The following is a 15,785-nucleotide window of genomic DNA, read 5'->3' on the forward strand; positions in this document are numbered from 1 at the left end:
ACAGGCCCAGAAACCTACGTAAACACGTGGGGTCGAAAACGAGGTTCGGAAAGCCTAAGGCATTGAATATGCTGGATTGATTAAGTCCTGCTGGGTCTGCCATATCTTGCCTTTTGATATATTATTTAAAGTGCGCATCCAGAAATTCTAAAAAAGCCGGCCAGTCTTCCTCGACGACCCCATGCGTTCCGGGCCGCATCCAGAAAGCTAGGTCATCTTGAGGTCGGTAATCATCTAATCGGGCCGCGGACAGGCCTTGGCTTCCATATTGCGCCCAGGAAGGAGAAGCTGCTCTTGCAGCATTGAAAGCGCCAGCGGGGTCCGACCAAACATCGCGGCGGGCGTTCCCTAGCAGAAGAGGGCGAGGCGCAATCAGAGAAAGAAGGAAATGTGAATCGACGGGTAGCGACTCCTTTTCGTAAGCGAAACTTGCGAAATTCGATGTGAACCAGTGAGGGTAATTTTCTAGGACCTGCGCTATACTTTCTCCGGTCTCGTCCCGTAAAAGCGAGGCGCCGCCCGTCCCGGACTGATGTGCGATAACGGCGTCGATTGACGGACTTACAGCGGCTGAAATAAGCGCCGTCTTTCCATATCTGGAATGTCCATAAGTAATGGTGGTATGGACTTCTCCGTCGGCTTTAAGGGCTTCAGCGAGCCAAACAGAAAGACTTGACCAAACCGCCAAAACACCCGGTTGATTTTCAACATTGGTGAGAAACAGGTCTTCCAAGATAACTGGGGCGCGCTCCGCTGAGTCGGGTATAAATTCCGAGGGGAACATGACGGCCACACCATAGCCATGCTGAAGAATCATTTTGTAAGGTGGGACCGTAATATATCGTCCAAAGAAATAGCTGAAGATACTTGCTATGGGACCGCTATCTGAACAGTCGAAAAATTCTCCAATGGGGGGAGTCACGCCTTGAATCGGAACAACAGCCGTATTCGGACAAAAATTCTGAGTGATGATCATGGGGTCATTCAGAAAGTCTGCACGTCTTATAAATACGATATGGAAAACTTTTCTGGCTTTGCCGAAGCCTGCCTCAACTTCCCACTCTGTAATAATATCCCCTTTTGTAAATACGTCGCGCGCTATTTCTTGCTTAGATAAAATAGTGACGTCTGAGAGTGCCGGGATTTTGCCATATATATTTTCTTCCAAGCCTTGAATCATTTCCGCAGAGGATTCCAGCTCTGGTAGCTCGGGATAGGCTTCAGGCTTTAGCGGAGCCTGTTTCATCATGAGGCGAACTCCGCTGCATGACATCAGCAATAATATTAGTGCAATCGAGAAAAGCGCAAACCAAAACCGTTTTAGCTTGAGCAGGTGCCACATTAGCTTAGGTGTTGTAGAGCGTTTTCTATGTCGGCTTTCAAGTCATCGACATGTTCCAATCCACAAGCAAACCGAATGAGAGGGCCGGGAAACTTTTCCCCTTCAGATCGGCGTAATTGCGGGTCACATTGAATGGCCAGACTTTCAAAGCCGCCATAGGAATAGCCGATACCGAACAGATCGAGGGCATTGATAAAAGCTTCAACCTTTTTAGTCGATGTTTTCTGAGCGACGACGCTAAACAGGCATCCTGATCCCGTGAAATCCCGTTTCCAAAGGTCATGATTTGGATGAGATTCCAAGGCGGGATGAATGACGGACTGTATTTCCGGCCGTGTTTCCAACCATTTTGCCAATGAAAAAGCTGTAGCTTCCTGTTGCCGAAAACGCGGAATCACGCTTCTGAACCCCCTAAGGATTTGATAAGCGTCATCCGGTGAGGACGAATTTCCCAAAAGCCTGGCTGTTTTGGATATTTCTAGGGCTGTTTTGGAATCGGCTGAAACTGTTGCGCCAAACATGATATCGCTGTGACCGCCAAAATATTTCGTAGCGGCGTGACAGGATATATCGACGCCAAGTGACAATGGCGATAGAACGATCCCTGCGGACCAGGTATTATCGATAAGTGTTTTAACATCCTTTGCTTTGGCGACCCCGGCTATCGCAGGGATATCCTGTATTTCAAAGGTGAGGGAGCCAGGGCTTTCAAGGATAATCAGCCTGGTATTATCTTGGATAAGGTCTTCTATACCAGCGCCAATATGTGGATCATAAATATCAACGGAAACTCCAAGTGTCGGCAGCATTTGAAGACAAAAGCCTCTTGTCGGGCCATAGGCAGAATCTGTCAGCAAGACATGATCTCCGCTTTTGACTTGGGACAGGATAGGTACTGTACAAGCCATTAAACCAGAAGGAAACAGCATGGTTCCTGCACCGCCTTCCAAATGAGTGAACATGTCGCTTAAATGATCGTGAACTTCTCCACCATGCCGTCCATAGCCTCTGACATCAGAACGATAGAGATCTGCTGCATCATCAAATAAAAGCGTGGAAGCCCTTGTTATGGACGGATTTACGGCTGTACCCAATCCAGCTTGGGGCCGTCCCAAATGCGTAAATTCAGTTTCTTTCCTCATGATGTCTCAATTGGATAATCTGAAGCCCCATATTCCGCCCAAGATCCCGTGTAAACCGAGACGTTCTCTGATCCAAGGCATTCAAAAATAAACGCCAATGCAGCCGCTGTGACGCCTGAACCACAGCTTGTTATAATGGGTTTGTTGAGGTCTATATTATTGTTTTTGAGGATCTGGCGAATTTCACTATTTTCAAGCAATTCTCCTTGAGAGTTTTTCAACTGGCCTAGTGGTAAGTTGATTGAGCCCGGTATATGCCCCGATCGCAAACCCTCTCTTGGTTCTGGCAACTCGCCGCAAAAACGCGCTGCAGGGCGGGCGTCTATGATCTGTGTAACTGTTCCTATAGCATCTGAAACCGACTCTATTGTTACCCCTTTGACAGAGCTGGCGGAGGTTTCATATTCGCTTGTGGATGTTTCTTCCTGGTGGTGGGACGCAATTTCATACCCTTTGGCTAGCCATGCAGGGAAACCGTCACGTAAGACCGACACTTTTTTGTGTCCAATCGTCTTGAAAGACCACCAGACGCGAGGGCCTGAAAAATATCCTTGCTTATCATAAATAATGATATGATTTTCGGGTTTGATGCCCAGTTCCTCAGCCATATTTTTCATGACATCTTTGGGTGGATAAGCGTCGCCAAGAGAGGTTTTGGATTTTAAGTAACCAAGGTCGAAAAATCTCGCGCCCGGAATAACTCCGTCCGGCAAATCATCCTTATTTCCCGGAACGCCCCAAGTAGCGTCCAGAATCCGAATGTTTGAATGGGATAGGTTTTCAGACAACCATGTGGCGTCTACGAAATAAGGGACGTCTTCGCCGTTTAACATAACCAGTTCGGAATCGGTAAATTCCGCTCCTTTAAGAACTCTGGGTTATAGATTTTTGACTGATAACGCTGTCCATAGTCGCAAAGTATAGTCACAATCGTATGGCCCGGGCCCATTTCGCGCGCCATATGAATCGCTCCGGCGATATTGATGCCGGATGAGCCCCCAAGACAAATACCTTCGAGTTGGTTCAACTCAAAAATTATTTGCAAGGCTTCTGTGTCATCAATCTGATACGCCTTGTCGACTTCGATTCCTTCCAAATTGGCTGTGATACGGCCTTGCCCAATACCTTCTGTAACTGAGTCGCCATGACTCTCCAGCTCGCCATTTTTGAAATAAGAATACATCTTGGAGCCTAGAGGGTCAGCCACACCGATTTGCACCGATGGTTTGAGACTCTTCAAAGATAATGAAATGCCGCCTAATGTACCGCCTGTTCCAACCGCGCAGATAAAACCGTCGATATTTCCATCTGTCTGCTTGAATATCTCTGGTCCGGTCGTGTCGATATGGGCCTGACGGTTTGCAATATTGTCAAATTGGTTAGCCCAGAGCGCGCCGTTCGGTTCCGTTTTAGCGAGTTCTTCAGCCAAGCGCTGTGAGGTATGGATATAATTGCCTGGGTTAGAATAGGGGACCGCGTCTACTTCTATAAGTTCTGCACCCAAGAGTTTCACAGAATCCTTTTTCTCTTGGCTTTGAGTGCGGGGCATCACAATTTTGCAGCGATAGCCAAGAGCAGAGCAAACCATCGCAAGTCCAATACCGGTATTTCCGGCTGTACCTTCAACAACCACACCGCCGGGGCTCAATTTCCCTTGATCTTCGGCGTGACGAATTATGGACAAAGCGGCGCGGTCTTTGACCGATTGGCCGGGATTGAGAAATTCAGCCTTTCCGAGGATGTTACATCCCGTCATGGCAGAGGCTTCCTGTAAGCGAATAAGCGGCGTATTCCCGATGAGGTCCAGAACAGACTGGGCAATCATAGCGATCTCCAAAAATCAGTTACATTTGAGATGCCTGAACGAGTAAGTAAAATCTACCGCTTTATCGATTTTGTTTGCAAAACATACGAAAAACGCGAGATTCAATTTAGTCCTTGTCAGCATCCTCTTCTGGGGTCACGTCAACAACTTCGCCAATGGGGCTTTCTTCGACTTCCTGTATTTCGAAGCCGTCTAAAAGTTTGGCTCGTTTGGGAAGAATGTTGTCTTCGATTACAGATTCGACACGTTCTTTTGCATTGAGTCTAAGGTCCTCATAGAAAAGATTGGAAGGAAGGGTCCTAAACTTTCCGCCAACTTTGAGCGGGCGACGAAGCGAACGCGATCGAGGCTTGTCCACCAAGAGCAACCCATCTTGACATTGCGCGCCGGCCTGGCGCGGGAGCGGGGCTGGACGTGTATCAAGATCAAGGCCCTCTGCCGCTACGCCGCCTTTGTGTAACCGCGCAGGCGCGTAGTCTTCGCTCTGTGTCCAGAGTAGCGGATTAACACAGATAAGTGCCTGTCCCTCCACCGAACTATATTCCTCTCCATCATGAACCAAAAGCCTTGAGCCAAAGCGTTCAGCAATATCTTCCTCATTGGGGGCAAAGGCACCGAAAGCAACTATACAGTGGGTTTGATCTGATGATTGACAGACAGGAATACCTCTTAGCGGCCCGTCTAAAAGTTTTTTCGTCAAAGGGTAGTCAATGACATAGGCTACGGCGAGCCGGTTTAAATTTCCTTCGTTTTCGGGGCCTGAAAAGAAATCCTGCAAAAGCCGCTCCACATGACTGGCGCCTTGATTATGTCCAACCAAAACTATGGGCCTTTCAGGCGGGGAGTTTTCGAGAAACCTTCTAAAGGCCCTTCGGACATCCTGATATGCCAAGTTTTGAGCCATGCGCGCGTCTTCGCGCTGGGTCATGTAAGCATAGAGCGACGCTTGTCTGTAAAAGGGGGCAAATAAACGCCCCGCATCTGCGTAGGGCGTCACATAGTTTGGGCGTACAATGCGCTCCAACTTACGTTTCCTTTTCAGATCGTCGCTTGGTAGATTCCAATGTTTGCCGCCGCGGTACACGCTCGGGACAACGACAAAAACATCTCCCTTTGAAGGGTGTTCAAAACTGTCTTTGGATAAATCCGGAAGGGATAGCCAAGAGTCCTTTTGACTGTAGTCAGGTGGGGAAGGGCGTTTATAGGTTTGAAAGGGCTGTCCGGGGTCTTGAATATGCTGAAAAATATCGTCGCGATAAAGGAAGACAAGAGTCAGGACAGTTAGTAGCGAAATAAGTATTAGACTAATTAAGGCGGTTTTCATGCGCATATAATTTCCCTTTCTTGTCCAAGGCCTATAACCTAGTTTGTGCGAGCCGTAGAGGGTAATTACCATACAGTAACGCAGGAAATACTGGAGAGAAGGCTATGACTGAAGACTCAGTCGAAAAACCTAAAAAATCTATTTTCGCGTCACGTTTCCGGGGACGGAGTAGGCGTGCTCGATTCGCATTTCTAAAATTTGTCCGCAACCGCCTTTTAACCGGCGTTATTGTGGCCTTGCCAATATTCGTTACAATTTGGGCGATTACGGCCTTCATTCAGTTTATCGATCGAACAGTTTGGAAGTTCCTTCCTGCCTCTATCAACCCTAAAATTCAGTTCGGATATGACGTTTGGGGCTTGGGACTCATTATAGCAATATTGGGTCTCATTGCCCTAGGCTCTCTGGCCTCCAATTATTTTGGTTCAGCACTGCTGCGTCAAAGCGAGCGGCTATTATCTCGAGTGCCTGTGGTGCGAAGTCTTTATTCTTTTGTGAAGCAGATAGTTGTTATCGTAGCTGAACAGAGAGACAAGGCCTTTAGAGAAGTCTGTCTGATTGAATATCCTAAAGCCGGAATTTGGGCGATCGGCTTTATCACGACAGATTTGCAAGGTGCAGCGATGCATAGTCTGGGGCCGGGATATGTTTGTGTTTTCGTCCCGACGACACCGAACCCCACATCTGGTTTTCTTCTTTTTTCAAAACGCGAAGACATTAGAATTTTGGATATGACGCCGGAAGAGGGAGCTAAAATGATTATCAGCGGCGGCATGGTCACCTCTAATGATGAGACCACGGAATATAATACAAAATATGTAAAGCCAAAAAATCGGCCGAACGAAGACAGAATATCTGACGACCCTGTCTAGTTACTGTTAGATTTAGCCGGCGCGCATGAGAGCGATGCCGTAGTCCTGTTCAAAAAGAAAAAGTAAATCCCTTGCCGCTTTTCCCCGGACAGATTTGAGTTCCGGATCGTTTTGAACCAGAAGCCGCGCATCCTGAACGGCTGTTTCCAATAAGGACTTGTGTTTGTCGAGATTAGCAAAGGCATAATCAGGAATGCCGCTTTGCCTTGCTCCAAGCAAATCTCCAGAGCCGCGCAATTCCCAGTCTTTTTCTGCAATCAAAAATCCATCTTCGGACTCCCGCATGATTTCCAGTCTCGCCTTTCCGCTGACAGAAAGCGGCCCTTTATAAAGGAGCAGGCAAGAGGATTGTTTATCAGACCGGCCAACACGTCCTCTGAGTTGGTGCAGCTGCGCAAGCCCAAACCGCTCGGCATGCTCAATCACCATAATGGTCGCATCTGGTGCATCGACGCCGACTTCAACTACTGTTGTTGCGACAAGAACTTTGTATCGTCCAGCCTTGAAATCATTGGAAATTTGTTCTTTTTCTTGTCCACTCATTCGACCGTGCAACAGACCGACTTTATCGCCGTAAATGGCTGTCAACTGTCTGTGGCGGTCTTCGGCGGACGTCAGGTCTATCAGCTCACTTTCCTCTACGAGCGGACAAACCCAATAGACTTGGTTACCATCCTTTATCTGGCGTCCAATCCCGTCAATAACATCATCCAAGCGTTGGAGGGGTAATATTCTGGTCTCAATCGGTTTTCGGCCTGCCGGTTTTTCATCAAGCTTGACACTATCCAAATCGCCATAGCTTGTCAGCGCAAGTGTTCGCGGAATAGGCGTCGCCGTCATAACGAGAAGGTCAGGCGACTGACCTTTATCGGACAATCGAAGGCGATCTCGAACCCCGAAACGATGCTGTTCATCAATAATCACGAGCCCTAAATCTTTAAAGGCCGTACTGTCTTGGAAGAGCGCGTGGGTGCCCACAACGACGTCAATATATCCCGCTTCAAGACCAGAGTTCAGAGCGTTTCTGACTTTGCCCTTATCCCGGCCTGTGATCGCCTGCACCGTGAGTCCGGCAGGCTCCAACATTTGCTTCAAGGTCTCAGCATGTTGACGTGCCAGAATTTCTGTTGGCGCCATCAAAGCCGTCTGCACGCCCGCTTCCGCCGCATAGGCGGCCGCCAGCGCGGCAACAAAGGTTTTTCCCGCTCCGACATCACCTTGCAGCAAACGCGCCATTCGAAACGGCGATTGCATGTCTTTTTTGATCTCTTCAAAGGCACGAGACTGGGCACTGGTCGGCTTAAAAGGCGCCCCATTCAAAACGTCCTGGACATAGTGACCGTCATGTCGAAATTCCCGCCCATGTGCGCGCCTTGTGCTTTCACGCACTAAGGCAATGGCAAGCTGTTTGGCAAAAAGTTCGTCATAGGCAAGGCGGCGGCGAATCGGACTTTCTGCTTTTATATCAACAGCATGGGACGGGTGATGGAGTGTTTTTAAACTCTCCTGAAACCCAGCCCAATTTTGCTGGGAAGCAAAAGACCTATCTAGCCATTCTCCCATTTCCTGAATCGTTTCAAACACGGAGAGGGCGGCGCGCACAGTCTTGCCCGCCATTTTTTGAGACAGACCTGCCGTCAAAGGATAAAGCGGCTCTATGGCGGGCATAGAATCTGCCTTCTCTGGATCAAGAACGTAATCCGGGTGAGTCATTTGAACTTGAGCGTTGAAACTTTCTGTTTTCCCTGAAATCAACCTTTCTGTGCCTTCCGGGAAAAGCTGTTCCATTTGCGGTGCGCGGGCTTTGAAATAGATGATCTCCATTTCGCCCGTTTTATCATAGACATTGATTTTATAGGGTCGATTACGGTTAGTTGGCGCTACGTGTGAGCCGACTGTCACCAGAAATGTTCCGATCTCTCCGGCAAGCGCATTGGCTATGCCGGGTTGATTTGACCGATCAATGGCGCCTGTGGGCGCCGTCAGGAGCAAATCCTTGATACGCCCGCCCATGGCGCGTTCAATTAAAGGGGCCGTCTTGGGACCGACTCCTGATAGGGTCTGAATATCCGCAAAAAGAGGAAATAAATGCTGAGGTCGGATGGCAGACATATGACAGTTTTGGCGCGACAATTCGGATGAAGCAAGACCGCATTGTCACCGTGACAGGCTAGATTATTTCCGCTACAGCGCCGGCATGTTGGATGCCCGCCGAAAACGCCTCGTATACCGCGCGAATTATCGCGGCTTCAAAGAAGCTGACCTCATATTGGGCGGATTTACCAAGGCGCATATCGAGACGTTATCGGACGACGAAGTTACAATGTTCGAAGACCTACTTGGCGCGAAAGATCATGACATTTACGCGTGGATTTCCGGCAATATGCCAGTCCCGGCCAATTATGATACGCCGCTGCTCTCCCGGCTGAAACAATTTGATCCCTCCAAGTAAATGCAAATCCAGCTAAGCCGATATACGGGGCCTGAAAAGTCTCTGACTGCCGCCGGATTGCCCGAAGGCACCGATGCCTTGGTATTCTGTAAGGCGGTAAAACAACGCGGCGGGCGAGGGGTCTTTATCGCGAGGGATGCTGCACGCGCGGCTTCTTTTACGGCGGCGTGCCGTTTTTTTGCTCCGGAAATTGTTGTCCTGAATGTACCCTCTTGGGACTGCCTCCCTTATGACAGGATTTCTCCGAGCCGCGCCTTAGCGGCGCAACGCGCAGCCGCCCTATACACACTGGCGACCTTATCTCCTGACACTCAAATGATTATTGTCACAACGGGCAGCGCCGCTATGCAAAAAGTTCCGCCCCGGTCCGCCCTGGCAAAAGCGGGCTTTCAGGCTGTGGCGGGACAGGCTTTGCCCAGAGAACAGCTTCAGTCTTATTTGGATCATAATGGATATTCGCGCGCCTCAACTGTGATGGAGGCCGGGGATTATGCAATTCGGGGCGGTATTATTGATATATTTCCGCCGGCTTTGAAAAACCCGATTCGCCTTGATTTTTTCGGAGATGAGTTAGAGAGCATTCGATCTTTTGATGTCTCCACCCAGCGCACAACGGATAAGCTAAAATACGTACAGCTGGCACCGGTCAGTGAAGTGTTTCTTTCAGAAGATGCCATAAGTCTGTTTCGTACAAGTTATGTCGCCGCTTTTGGGGGCGGCATAAGCCGCGATCCAACTTATGCCGCAGTCAGCGACGGCATCCGGACACAAGGCATAGAACATTACTTACCGCTCTTTCACTCTCACACGGAAACCCTCTTCGATTATGTTGGTCCTCAAGCGATTTACGCTTTTGATGGGCTCTTAAATGAAGCCAGAACGGAGCGATGGGACACGATTGAGGACTTTTACTCATCTCGAAAAGAACACGCTGAAGCGCGCGATTCAGGCTCGGGCAATCCGGCGAAATCAGCTGGTCTCTACCGACCGCTAAATCCAGACAGACTGTATATTAGTGAAGAAGAGTGGGGAGAACTTACCACACCTTTAACCGTTCGGAATCATTCGGTCTTTCGTCCGGCAGATGCCGAAAACCTGATCGACTTTGGCGGACGTGTTGGACGCAGCTTTTCCCCGGAACGCCGAACAGAAGGGGCAAATGTTTTTGAGGCCGTTAAAGACCATATCGACACTCTGAAAACTGAGAAACAAATAGTGTTGATTGCCGCCTGGTCGGAAGGATCGCTCGATCGTTTGGGCAACGTGTTTGAAGACCATGATTTTCCTTTGCCGAAAATGGAACGCGGGCCAGAGATTTTCGACAAACCTAAAAGCACGGCCTGGCGCACAGTTCTTCCGATAGAGCAGGGGTTTGTAATAGACGGCCTGACTGTCATTTCGGAGCAAGACATTCTAGGCGACCGTTTGGTCAATCGCGGACGCAAGCGAAAAGCCAAAAACTTTATCTCAGATGCGACGGCCATGCAGCCGGGGGATTTGATTGTTCATATTGATCATGGTTTGGGTCGCTATCTCGGCCTGAATACTTTGCAGGTTCAAAACGTTCCGCATGATTGTCTTGAGCTTGAATATCATGGCGGGGCCAAACTCTTTCTTCCGGTGGAAAATATTGAGCTGCTGTCACGTTATGGCTCGGCCGCTGAAGGTGCGGTCCTGGACAAGCTGGGCGGTGTAGCCTGGCAATCTCGCAAGGCCAAAGCCAAGAAAAAGCTGAAAGACTTGGCCGCAGGCCTGATTAAGATTGCCGCAAAGCGGGCCATGCGTACTATCGAGCCGCTCGACATTGATTCAGGCACATACAATGAATTTGCCGCACGTTTCCCTTATGTGGAAACCGATGATCAACTCAGCGCGATACAAGATATGTTCACAGACCTTGAGAGCGGGCGCCCCATGGATCGGCTCATTTGCGGAGATGTCGGGTTTGGTAAGACGGAAGTCGCTCTGCGCGCTGCATTTGCTGTCGCTATGAGCGGTCGTCAGGTGGCGATAATTGCTCCGACAACCATTCTTTCACGCCAGCATTTCAAAACGTTTTCTTCCCGATTCAAAGGTTGGCCCGTTCGCGTCAGGCAACTTTCGCGTCTTGTCTCGACCAAAGACGCCACTGCAACTAAAGAAGCTCTTACAACAGGTCAGTGCGATATTGTGATCGGGACACACGCGTTACTCGCTAAAACTATCAAATTTGCAAATCTAGGGTTGGTCATTGTCGACGAAGAGCAAAGGTTTGGCGTCCAGCACAAAGAGCGTTTGAAAGCACTTCGGGCAGATGTTCACATGCTGACCTTAACGGCAACGCCTATTCCGCGAACTCTGCAAATGGCGCTATCAGGCATACGTGATCTATCGCTCATTGCGACTCCACCGGTCGACCGTTTGGCAGTTCGCACCTTTGTGATGCCATTTGACGAGATTTCAATCCGCAAAGCCTTGCTTCGGGAGCGTTATAGGGGCGGGCAGTCTTATTTTGTTGCCCCGCGAATCGCTGATATTCCGCGTATTGAAGAGTTTATGAAAGCGTCCGTGCCGGAGGTGCGCTACGTGATCGCGCATGGACAGATGGCGGCGGGTGCCCTCGAAGATATCATGAACGCTTTTTACGACGGTGAATATGATGTGTTGATTTCCACATCTATTATCGAAAGTGGTATCGATATTCCGTCTGCCAACACAATGATCGTGTATCGCGCGGATCGGTTTGGCCTCGCGCAGCTTTATCAGATGAGGGGACGGGTCGGGCGGTCAAAAATCCGTGCTTATGCCTATCTCACCATGCCCGACGAGCATGTCGCCACCAAAGAAGCTCTACAGCGGCTGAAAATTCTGCAATCTCTCGATACTTTAGGCGCGGGCTTTACTTTAGCGAGCCATGATTTGGATATGCGCGGCGGCGGAAATCCGCTCGGTGAGGAACAATCCGGCCACATGAAAGAGCTAGGTGTCGAGCTTTACCAGCACATGCTGGAAGAAGCGGTCGCGGAGCTACGAGATGATGAAACGGTGAATGATCAGGGCTGGACACCACAAGTCAATGTCGGCGTTGCCATTCTCATCCCGGAAGACTATATCTCCGACCTCAACCTGCGCCTCACAACCTATCGCCGCATTGCGGACATAGAAGACGATGAGGGCAGTAACGCTTTGATGGCCGAGTTGATTGACCGATTTGGACAGTTACCGGAAGAAGTCAGATCCCTCTTCGAAGTTATGCAAATCAAACGTCTATGCCGTAAAGCTCATGTTGAAAAGGTTGATGCGGGTCCGAAAGGACTGGTTCTGACCATGCGTCATGCGGATATTAAAGACCCGTCCGTTATAATGAACGCTATCACCCAGAATAGCGGGTGGCGCCTTCGACCGGATCAAACGATACTGGTCATGGGTAATTTCGAAAATGCAAAGCCTCGGGTCAGAGGCACAAAGCGGGCATTGGAAGCATTGATTGCGTAGAAACTAATTGCGCTACCGAAAAAAATCAGGCGCTTTCTTCGAGATAGTCCCCTGAATTCCTATTCTCTAGGTCCAGAATGACCCGTCCGATTGTCAGATCGCTAGACTCGTGAATGAGAGCCTCTGCGATAGTATGGTCAATGGCGAGAGTGAGAGGGGAATTCGGCGTCCCACCTTCAAAAGCCGTACACGCAACCAGCCCTTTGACCCGTTCAAGGACTATTTTCGCGTCGTCTTCAGTCGAGCCCGGGAACATCAGTAAGAAACGATCATCGTCGTAAATTGCGACAGAATCCTGCATACGAACGAGGTTTTTGAGCATATGTCCGAATTGCATCAGGGCATTTTCTGCATATTCGGAGGAAACGTCTTCTGAGCAATACAGGCGGGGGCGCACCGCCATCAGAGTAACGGGCTGCTTGATTTTATGATTGGCTCTAAACACTCTAATAGCATGTCTTTCAATGAAAAGTTTTGTAAAACAGCCACTCTTCTCGCATATCGAGCTGTGATCCCCTAGAGATTCGAATTCCTCTTTCAAATTGTCATGAAGCCGATGATAATTGGCAAGTTCTAAAATACGTCCGCTTATCTCTTTTACATCCGACTTAACATTTACAATATCACGCGCGCCGTGATGTTCGGCTTTATCAAACTGCGCGAATTCACCGTCCTTCACGAGGAAAAGCGTCGGAACATGAAAAAGCCGCGCATTGCGCCGCATGGTTTCAGAGATAGACAGCGCAGGTTCCGGGTGCTCCAACGCGTTCATAACAACGGCGTCAAACTTGCTTTCATGAAGATAATCAAACGCGCTAAAAGAGGTGAACGCCGCGACTGTGTCCACATTTCTGGACTGGAGAGCGTTTATGATGACCATGAAGCCGGGGGAAGCTTTCCCAATAAACAATACGCGGAAGGGCGGGTGTTGCCCGTCATCCTCAATAACTACGGTCTGCCCAAAGTCTTTTTCAAGCGTTTCCACCCGCAACTTGATTTCACGCTCCATTGCGCCAAGACGGATAAGGGAGTTGACGCGATTGGCAATTTGGGAGGCATGGACAGGCTCAATAAGCACTGTGTCAAAAGCTGTCTGAGGTTTGGATTGAGGGGCAGGCAATACCCCTATAACCGGAATTTCGTGCGGCGTGTAATGAGATTTCAAAATTCTTAAAACAGCCTCTGTTTTATCAGGAAATTTTGCAAAATGAGAGATGATCGCAGCAGGCGCTCGTTTAGGCGTGGCTGAGAGCGTCTTGCCATCATAAAATGAGATTTGGACATCATACCGAAGCCCGCGAAGTTGGACCGCGAGCTCTTTAATTTTTTCGACCGAATCAGTGGCAATGAGTATGCGCGATGACCTCGCTATCCGAGAGCCTGACGCAGTCTCGCCGGATAGTTTCGTCAGGTTTTGCGCAGAATCGGACATAGCCATAAACTATGCCCAAATACTTTCTTCTCTCTTAACCTCGCTTAGGCCAGACGTAGATATTACCAACCGCAGGTCCGGTCTTTATTCTGCTCTTCCAGGTAAGACTGCAAAGGCTCGAAATACTCAAGAATCGCAGACCCGTCCATTTCGCGAGAACCAGTGAAAGCTTCCAGTGCGTCCGGCCAAGGTTTGGACGCGCCCATTTCCATCATCGCATTGAACTTCTGGCCCACTTCCTGATTTCCATAAACCGAACATCTATGAAGCGGTCCTTCAAATCCGGCGGCCTCGCAGGCGGCTTTATGGAACTGGAACTGCAAAATATGAGCGAGGAAATACCGCATATATGGCGTGTTGCCAGGAATATGATATTTCGCGCCCGGGTCAAACGCATCCGCCGGGCGAGGGGCAGGCGGCTTCACGCCTTGATATTCCTCGCGTAATTCCCACCACCCTTCATTATATCCGGCCGGGGAAATTTCGCCGGAAAAGACTTTCCAGCGCCACTGATCAACCATAAGACCGAAAGGCAAGAAAGCGACCTTGTCCATCGCCTGACGCATTAACAGCGCGAGATCCGCATCTTCGCCCGGAACGTTTTCTTCGTCGAGCAATCCAATTTTAACAAGGTAATCAGGCGTAATGGACAGAGCTATCATATCGCCAATGGCTTCATGAAAGCCATCATTTGCGCCGTTTCGATAAAAAACGGGTTGGTTCTTATAGGCCCGCTGATAAAAATTGTGTCCTAGTTCATGATGAACCGTAGAGAAATCTTCTCCGGTGACCTTGGTGCACATTTTGATCCGAATGTCGTCTTTTTCGTCTATGTCCCAAGCAGAAGCATGGCACACAACTTCCCGATCCTCGGGTTTTGTGATGAGAGAGCGCTCATAAAAGGTGTCGGGAAGCGGTTCAAATCCCATTGAAGTAAAGAACTTCTCTGCCGTCTGAACCATTTTCAGAGCGTCATAGTCATTTTCTTCAAGACGTTCCGTCGTATCCACCCCTTCAGCCGCTCCTTCAGGTGCAACCGCTTCATAAACATTCCCCCATTGCTGCGCCCACATATTGCCAAGAAGGTCTGCGCGGATAGGTTCGTCCAGAGGAACGACTTCATCGCCATATTTGTCGTTTAGCTCAGCCCGGACATTACAATGCAGCTGATCATAAAGCGGCTTCACTTGATTCCAGAGACGGTTGGTTTCAGCGATAAAATCATCAGCATCCATATCATAACCGCCGCGCCATAATGCGCCTGCGTCTTCATAACCCAGCTCTTGGGCGCCTTCATTGACGATTTCCACCATGCGGGCATAATCGTCTTTCATGGGTGGCGAGATTGTCCGCCAGCCTTCCCATATCGCCTTTAGTTCCTCTGGGTCGTCAGACTCAGCCATAATATCGCTGGCCTCCGTTAGGGAAATCATTTCGCCTTGATACTCAAACTTTCCCGTTCCGTAGGCTGCGTTAAGGCTTGTCATGATTTCTGAAAGTTCTTTGGCCGCTCCAGCACGTTCAGGGGCAGGGAAGTTTGAAGCTCGTTTTAGACTATCAATCTTCCGGCGCATATCATCCGGGAGTGCAAGGTCATTAAAGCGTTTCGCTTCATTTGCGAGACGGGTATCTAAAAGGGCTGATTGCTCTGAGGCTTTTGAGGCAAGCCAATTGGTGTCTTCAGTAATGAAATTGTTATTTACCCAAGCAACACGAGCCTCATATTCATTGAGGGTTGATTTTTCCTGCTCGGCCATTTCGAGGAATTCTTTCGCGTCTTGAACGGTCGGCTGGGAATTTGGGCTCGCCGCCTCAACCATTTTGTCTACGTTCTCAGATGAACTGTCGACAGAGTCACCACATCCGGCAAGGGTGAGTGCCAGTACGCTGGCGGCAGATGATAAAAACAGCTTCATATTGTC

11 protein-coding genes are annotated in these 15,785 nt (G+C 49.4%); 3 read left to right on the forward strand and 8 right to left on the reverse strand.

Annotated features, from left to right (window positions below):
* Positions 1-121: 121 nt before the first annotated feature.
* From ACN0IC_RS06705 to ACN0IC_RS06725, 5 genes are all read right to left on the reverse strand, one after another.
* Positions 122-1,249, reverse strand: coding sequence for a hypothetical protein (locus tag ACN0IC_RS06705; protein ID WP_416877995.1), 1,128 nt, complete (start codon positions 1,247-1,249; stop codon positions 122-124).
* A gap of 92 nt (positions 1,250-1,341) precedes the next feature.
* A complete protein-coding gene (gene metC / locus ACN0IC_RS06710; RefSeq protein ID WP_416877996.1) occupies positions 1,342-2,484 on the reverse strand; it encodes a cystathionine beta-lyase in 1,143 nt (380 codons plus the stop codon).
* Entirely contained in the window at positions 2,481-3,317 is an 837-nt protein-coding gene (locus ACN0IC_RS06715) for a sulfurtransferase (protein WP_416877997.1), read from the reverse strand. Before ACN0IC_RS06715 ends, metC begins: the two co-directional genes overlap by 4 nt.
* Positions 3,311-4,309: a cysteine synthase A gene (locus ACN0IC_RS06720; RefSeq protein ID WP_416877998.1), complete on the reverse strand. Its 999-nt coding sequence runs from the start codon at positions 4,307-4,309 to the stop codon at positions 3,311-3,313. Before ACN0IC_RS06720 ends, ACN0IC_RS06715 begins: the two co-directional genes overlap by 7 nt.
* 106 nt (positions 4,310-4,415) lie before the next feature.
* Positions 4,416-5,639, reverse strand: coding sequence for a DUF3089 domain-containing protein (locus ACN0IC_RS06725; RefSeq protein ID WP_416877999.1), 1,224 nt, complete (start codon positions 5,637-5,639; stop codon positions 4,416-4,418).
* A 98-nt stretch (positions 5,640-5,737) separates the two neighbouring features.
* Here ACN0IC_RS06725 and ACN0IC_RS06730 point away from each other — a divergent pair, with 98 nt between their 5' ends.
* Complete coding sequence (locus tag ACN0IC_RS06730) at positions 5,738-6,505, forward strand: DUF502 domain-containing protein (RefSeq protein WP_416878000.1); 768 nt, start codon at positions 5,738-5,740, stop codon at positions 6,503-6,505.
* 12 nt (positions 6,506-6,517) lie between these two features.
* On the opposite strand, the gene recG is transcribed toward ACN0IC_RS06730, so the two are convergent.
* Positions 6,518-8,617, reverse strand: a complete 2,100-nt coding sequence (gene recG, locus ACN0IC_RS06735) for an ATP-dependent DNA helicase RecG (RefSeq protein WP_416878001.1) — start codon at positions 8,615-8,617, stop codon at positions 6,518-6,520.
* 85 nt (positions 8,618-8,702) lie between these two features.
* Here recG and ACN0IC_RS06740 point away from each other — a divergent pair, with 85 nt between their 5' ends.
* Both ACN0IC_RS06740 and mfd read left to right on the forward strand, forming a co-directional pair.
* Entirely contained in the window at positions 8,703-8,957 is a 255-nt protein-coding gene (locus tag ACN0IC_RS06740; RefSeq protein ID WP_416878002.1) for a succinate dehydrogenase assembly factor 2, read from the forward strand.
* The gene (mfd, locus tag ACN0IC_RS06745; protein ID WP_416878003.1) at positions 8,958-12,431 is read left to right on the forward strand and encodes a transcription-repair coupling factor; all 3,474 of its coding nucleotides are present in this window, start codon (positions 8,958-8,960) and stop codon (positions 12,429-12,431) included. It abuts the gene before it with no gap.
* A gap of 25 nt (positions 12,432-12,456) precedes the next feature.
* Here the strand turns inward: mfd and ACN0IC_RS06750 are convergent, their stop codons facing one another.
* Both ACN0IC_RS06750 and ACN0IC_RS06755 read right to left on the reverse strand, forming a co-directional pair.
* Complete coding sequence (locus tag ACN0IC_RS06750; protein ID WP_416878004.1) at positions 12,457-13,869, reverse strand: hypothetical protein; 1,413 nt, start codon at positions 13,867-13,869, stop codon at positions 12,457-12,459.
* Positions 13,870-13,925: 56 nt separating this feature from the next.
* A complete protein-coding gene (locus tag ACN0IC_RS06755) occupies positions 13,926-15,779 on the reverse strand; it encodes a M2 family metallopeptidase (RefSeq protein ID WP_416878005.1) in 1,854 nt (617 codons plus the stop codon).
* Positions 15,780-15,785 lie beyond the last annotated feature (6 nt).

Source organism: Litorimonas sp. (assembly GCA_029936425.1).
GTDB lineage: Bacteria > Pseudomonadota > Alphaproteobacteria > Caulobacterales > Maricaulaceae > Litorimonas.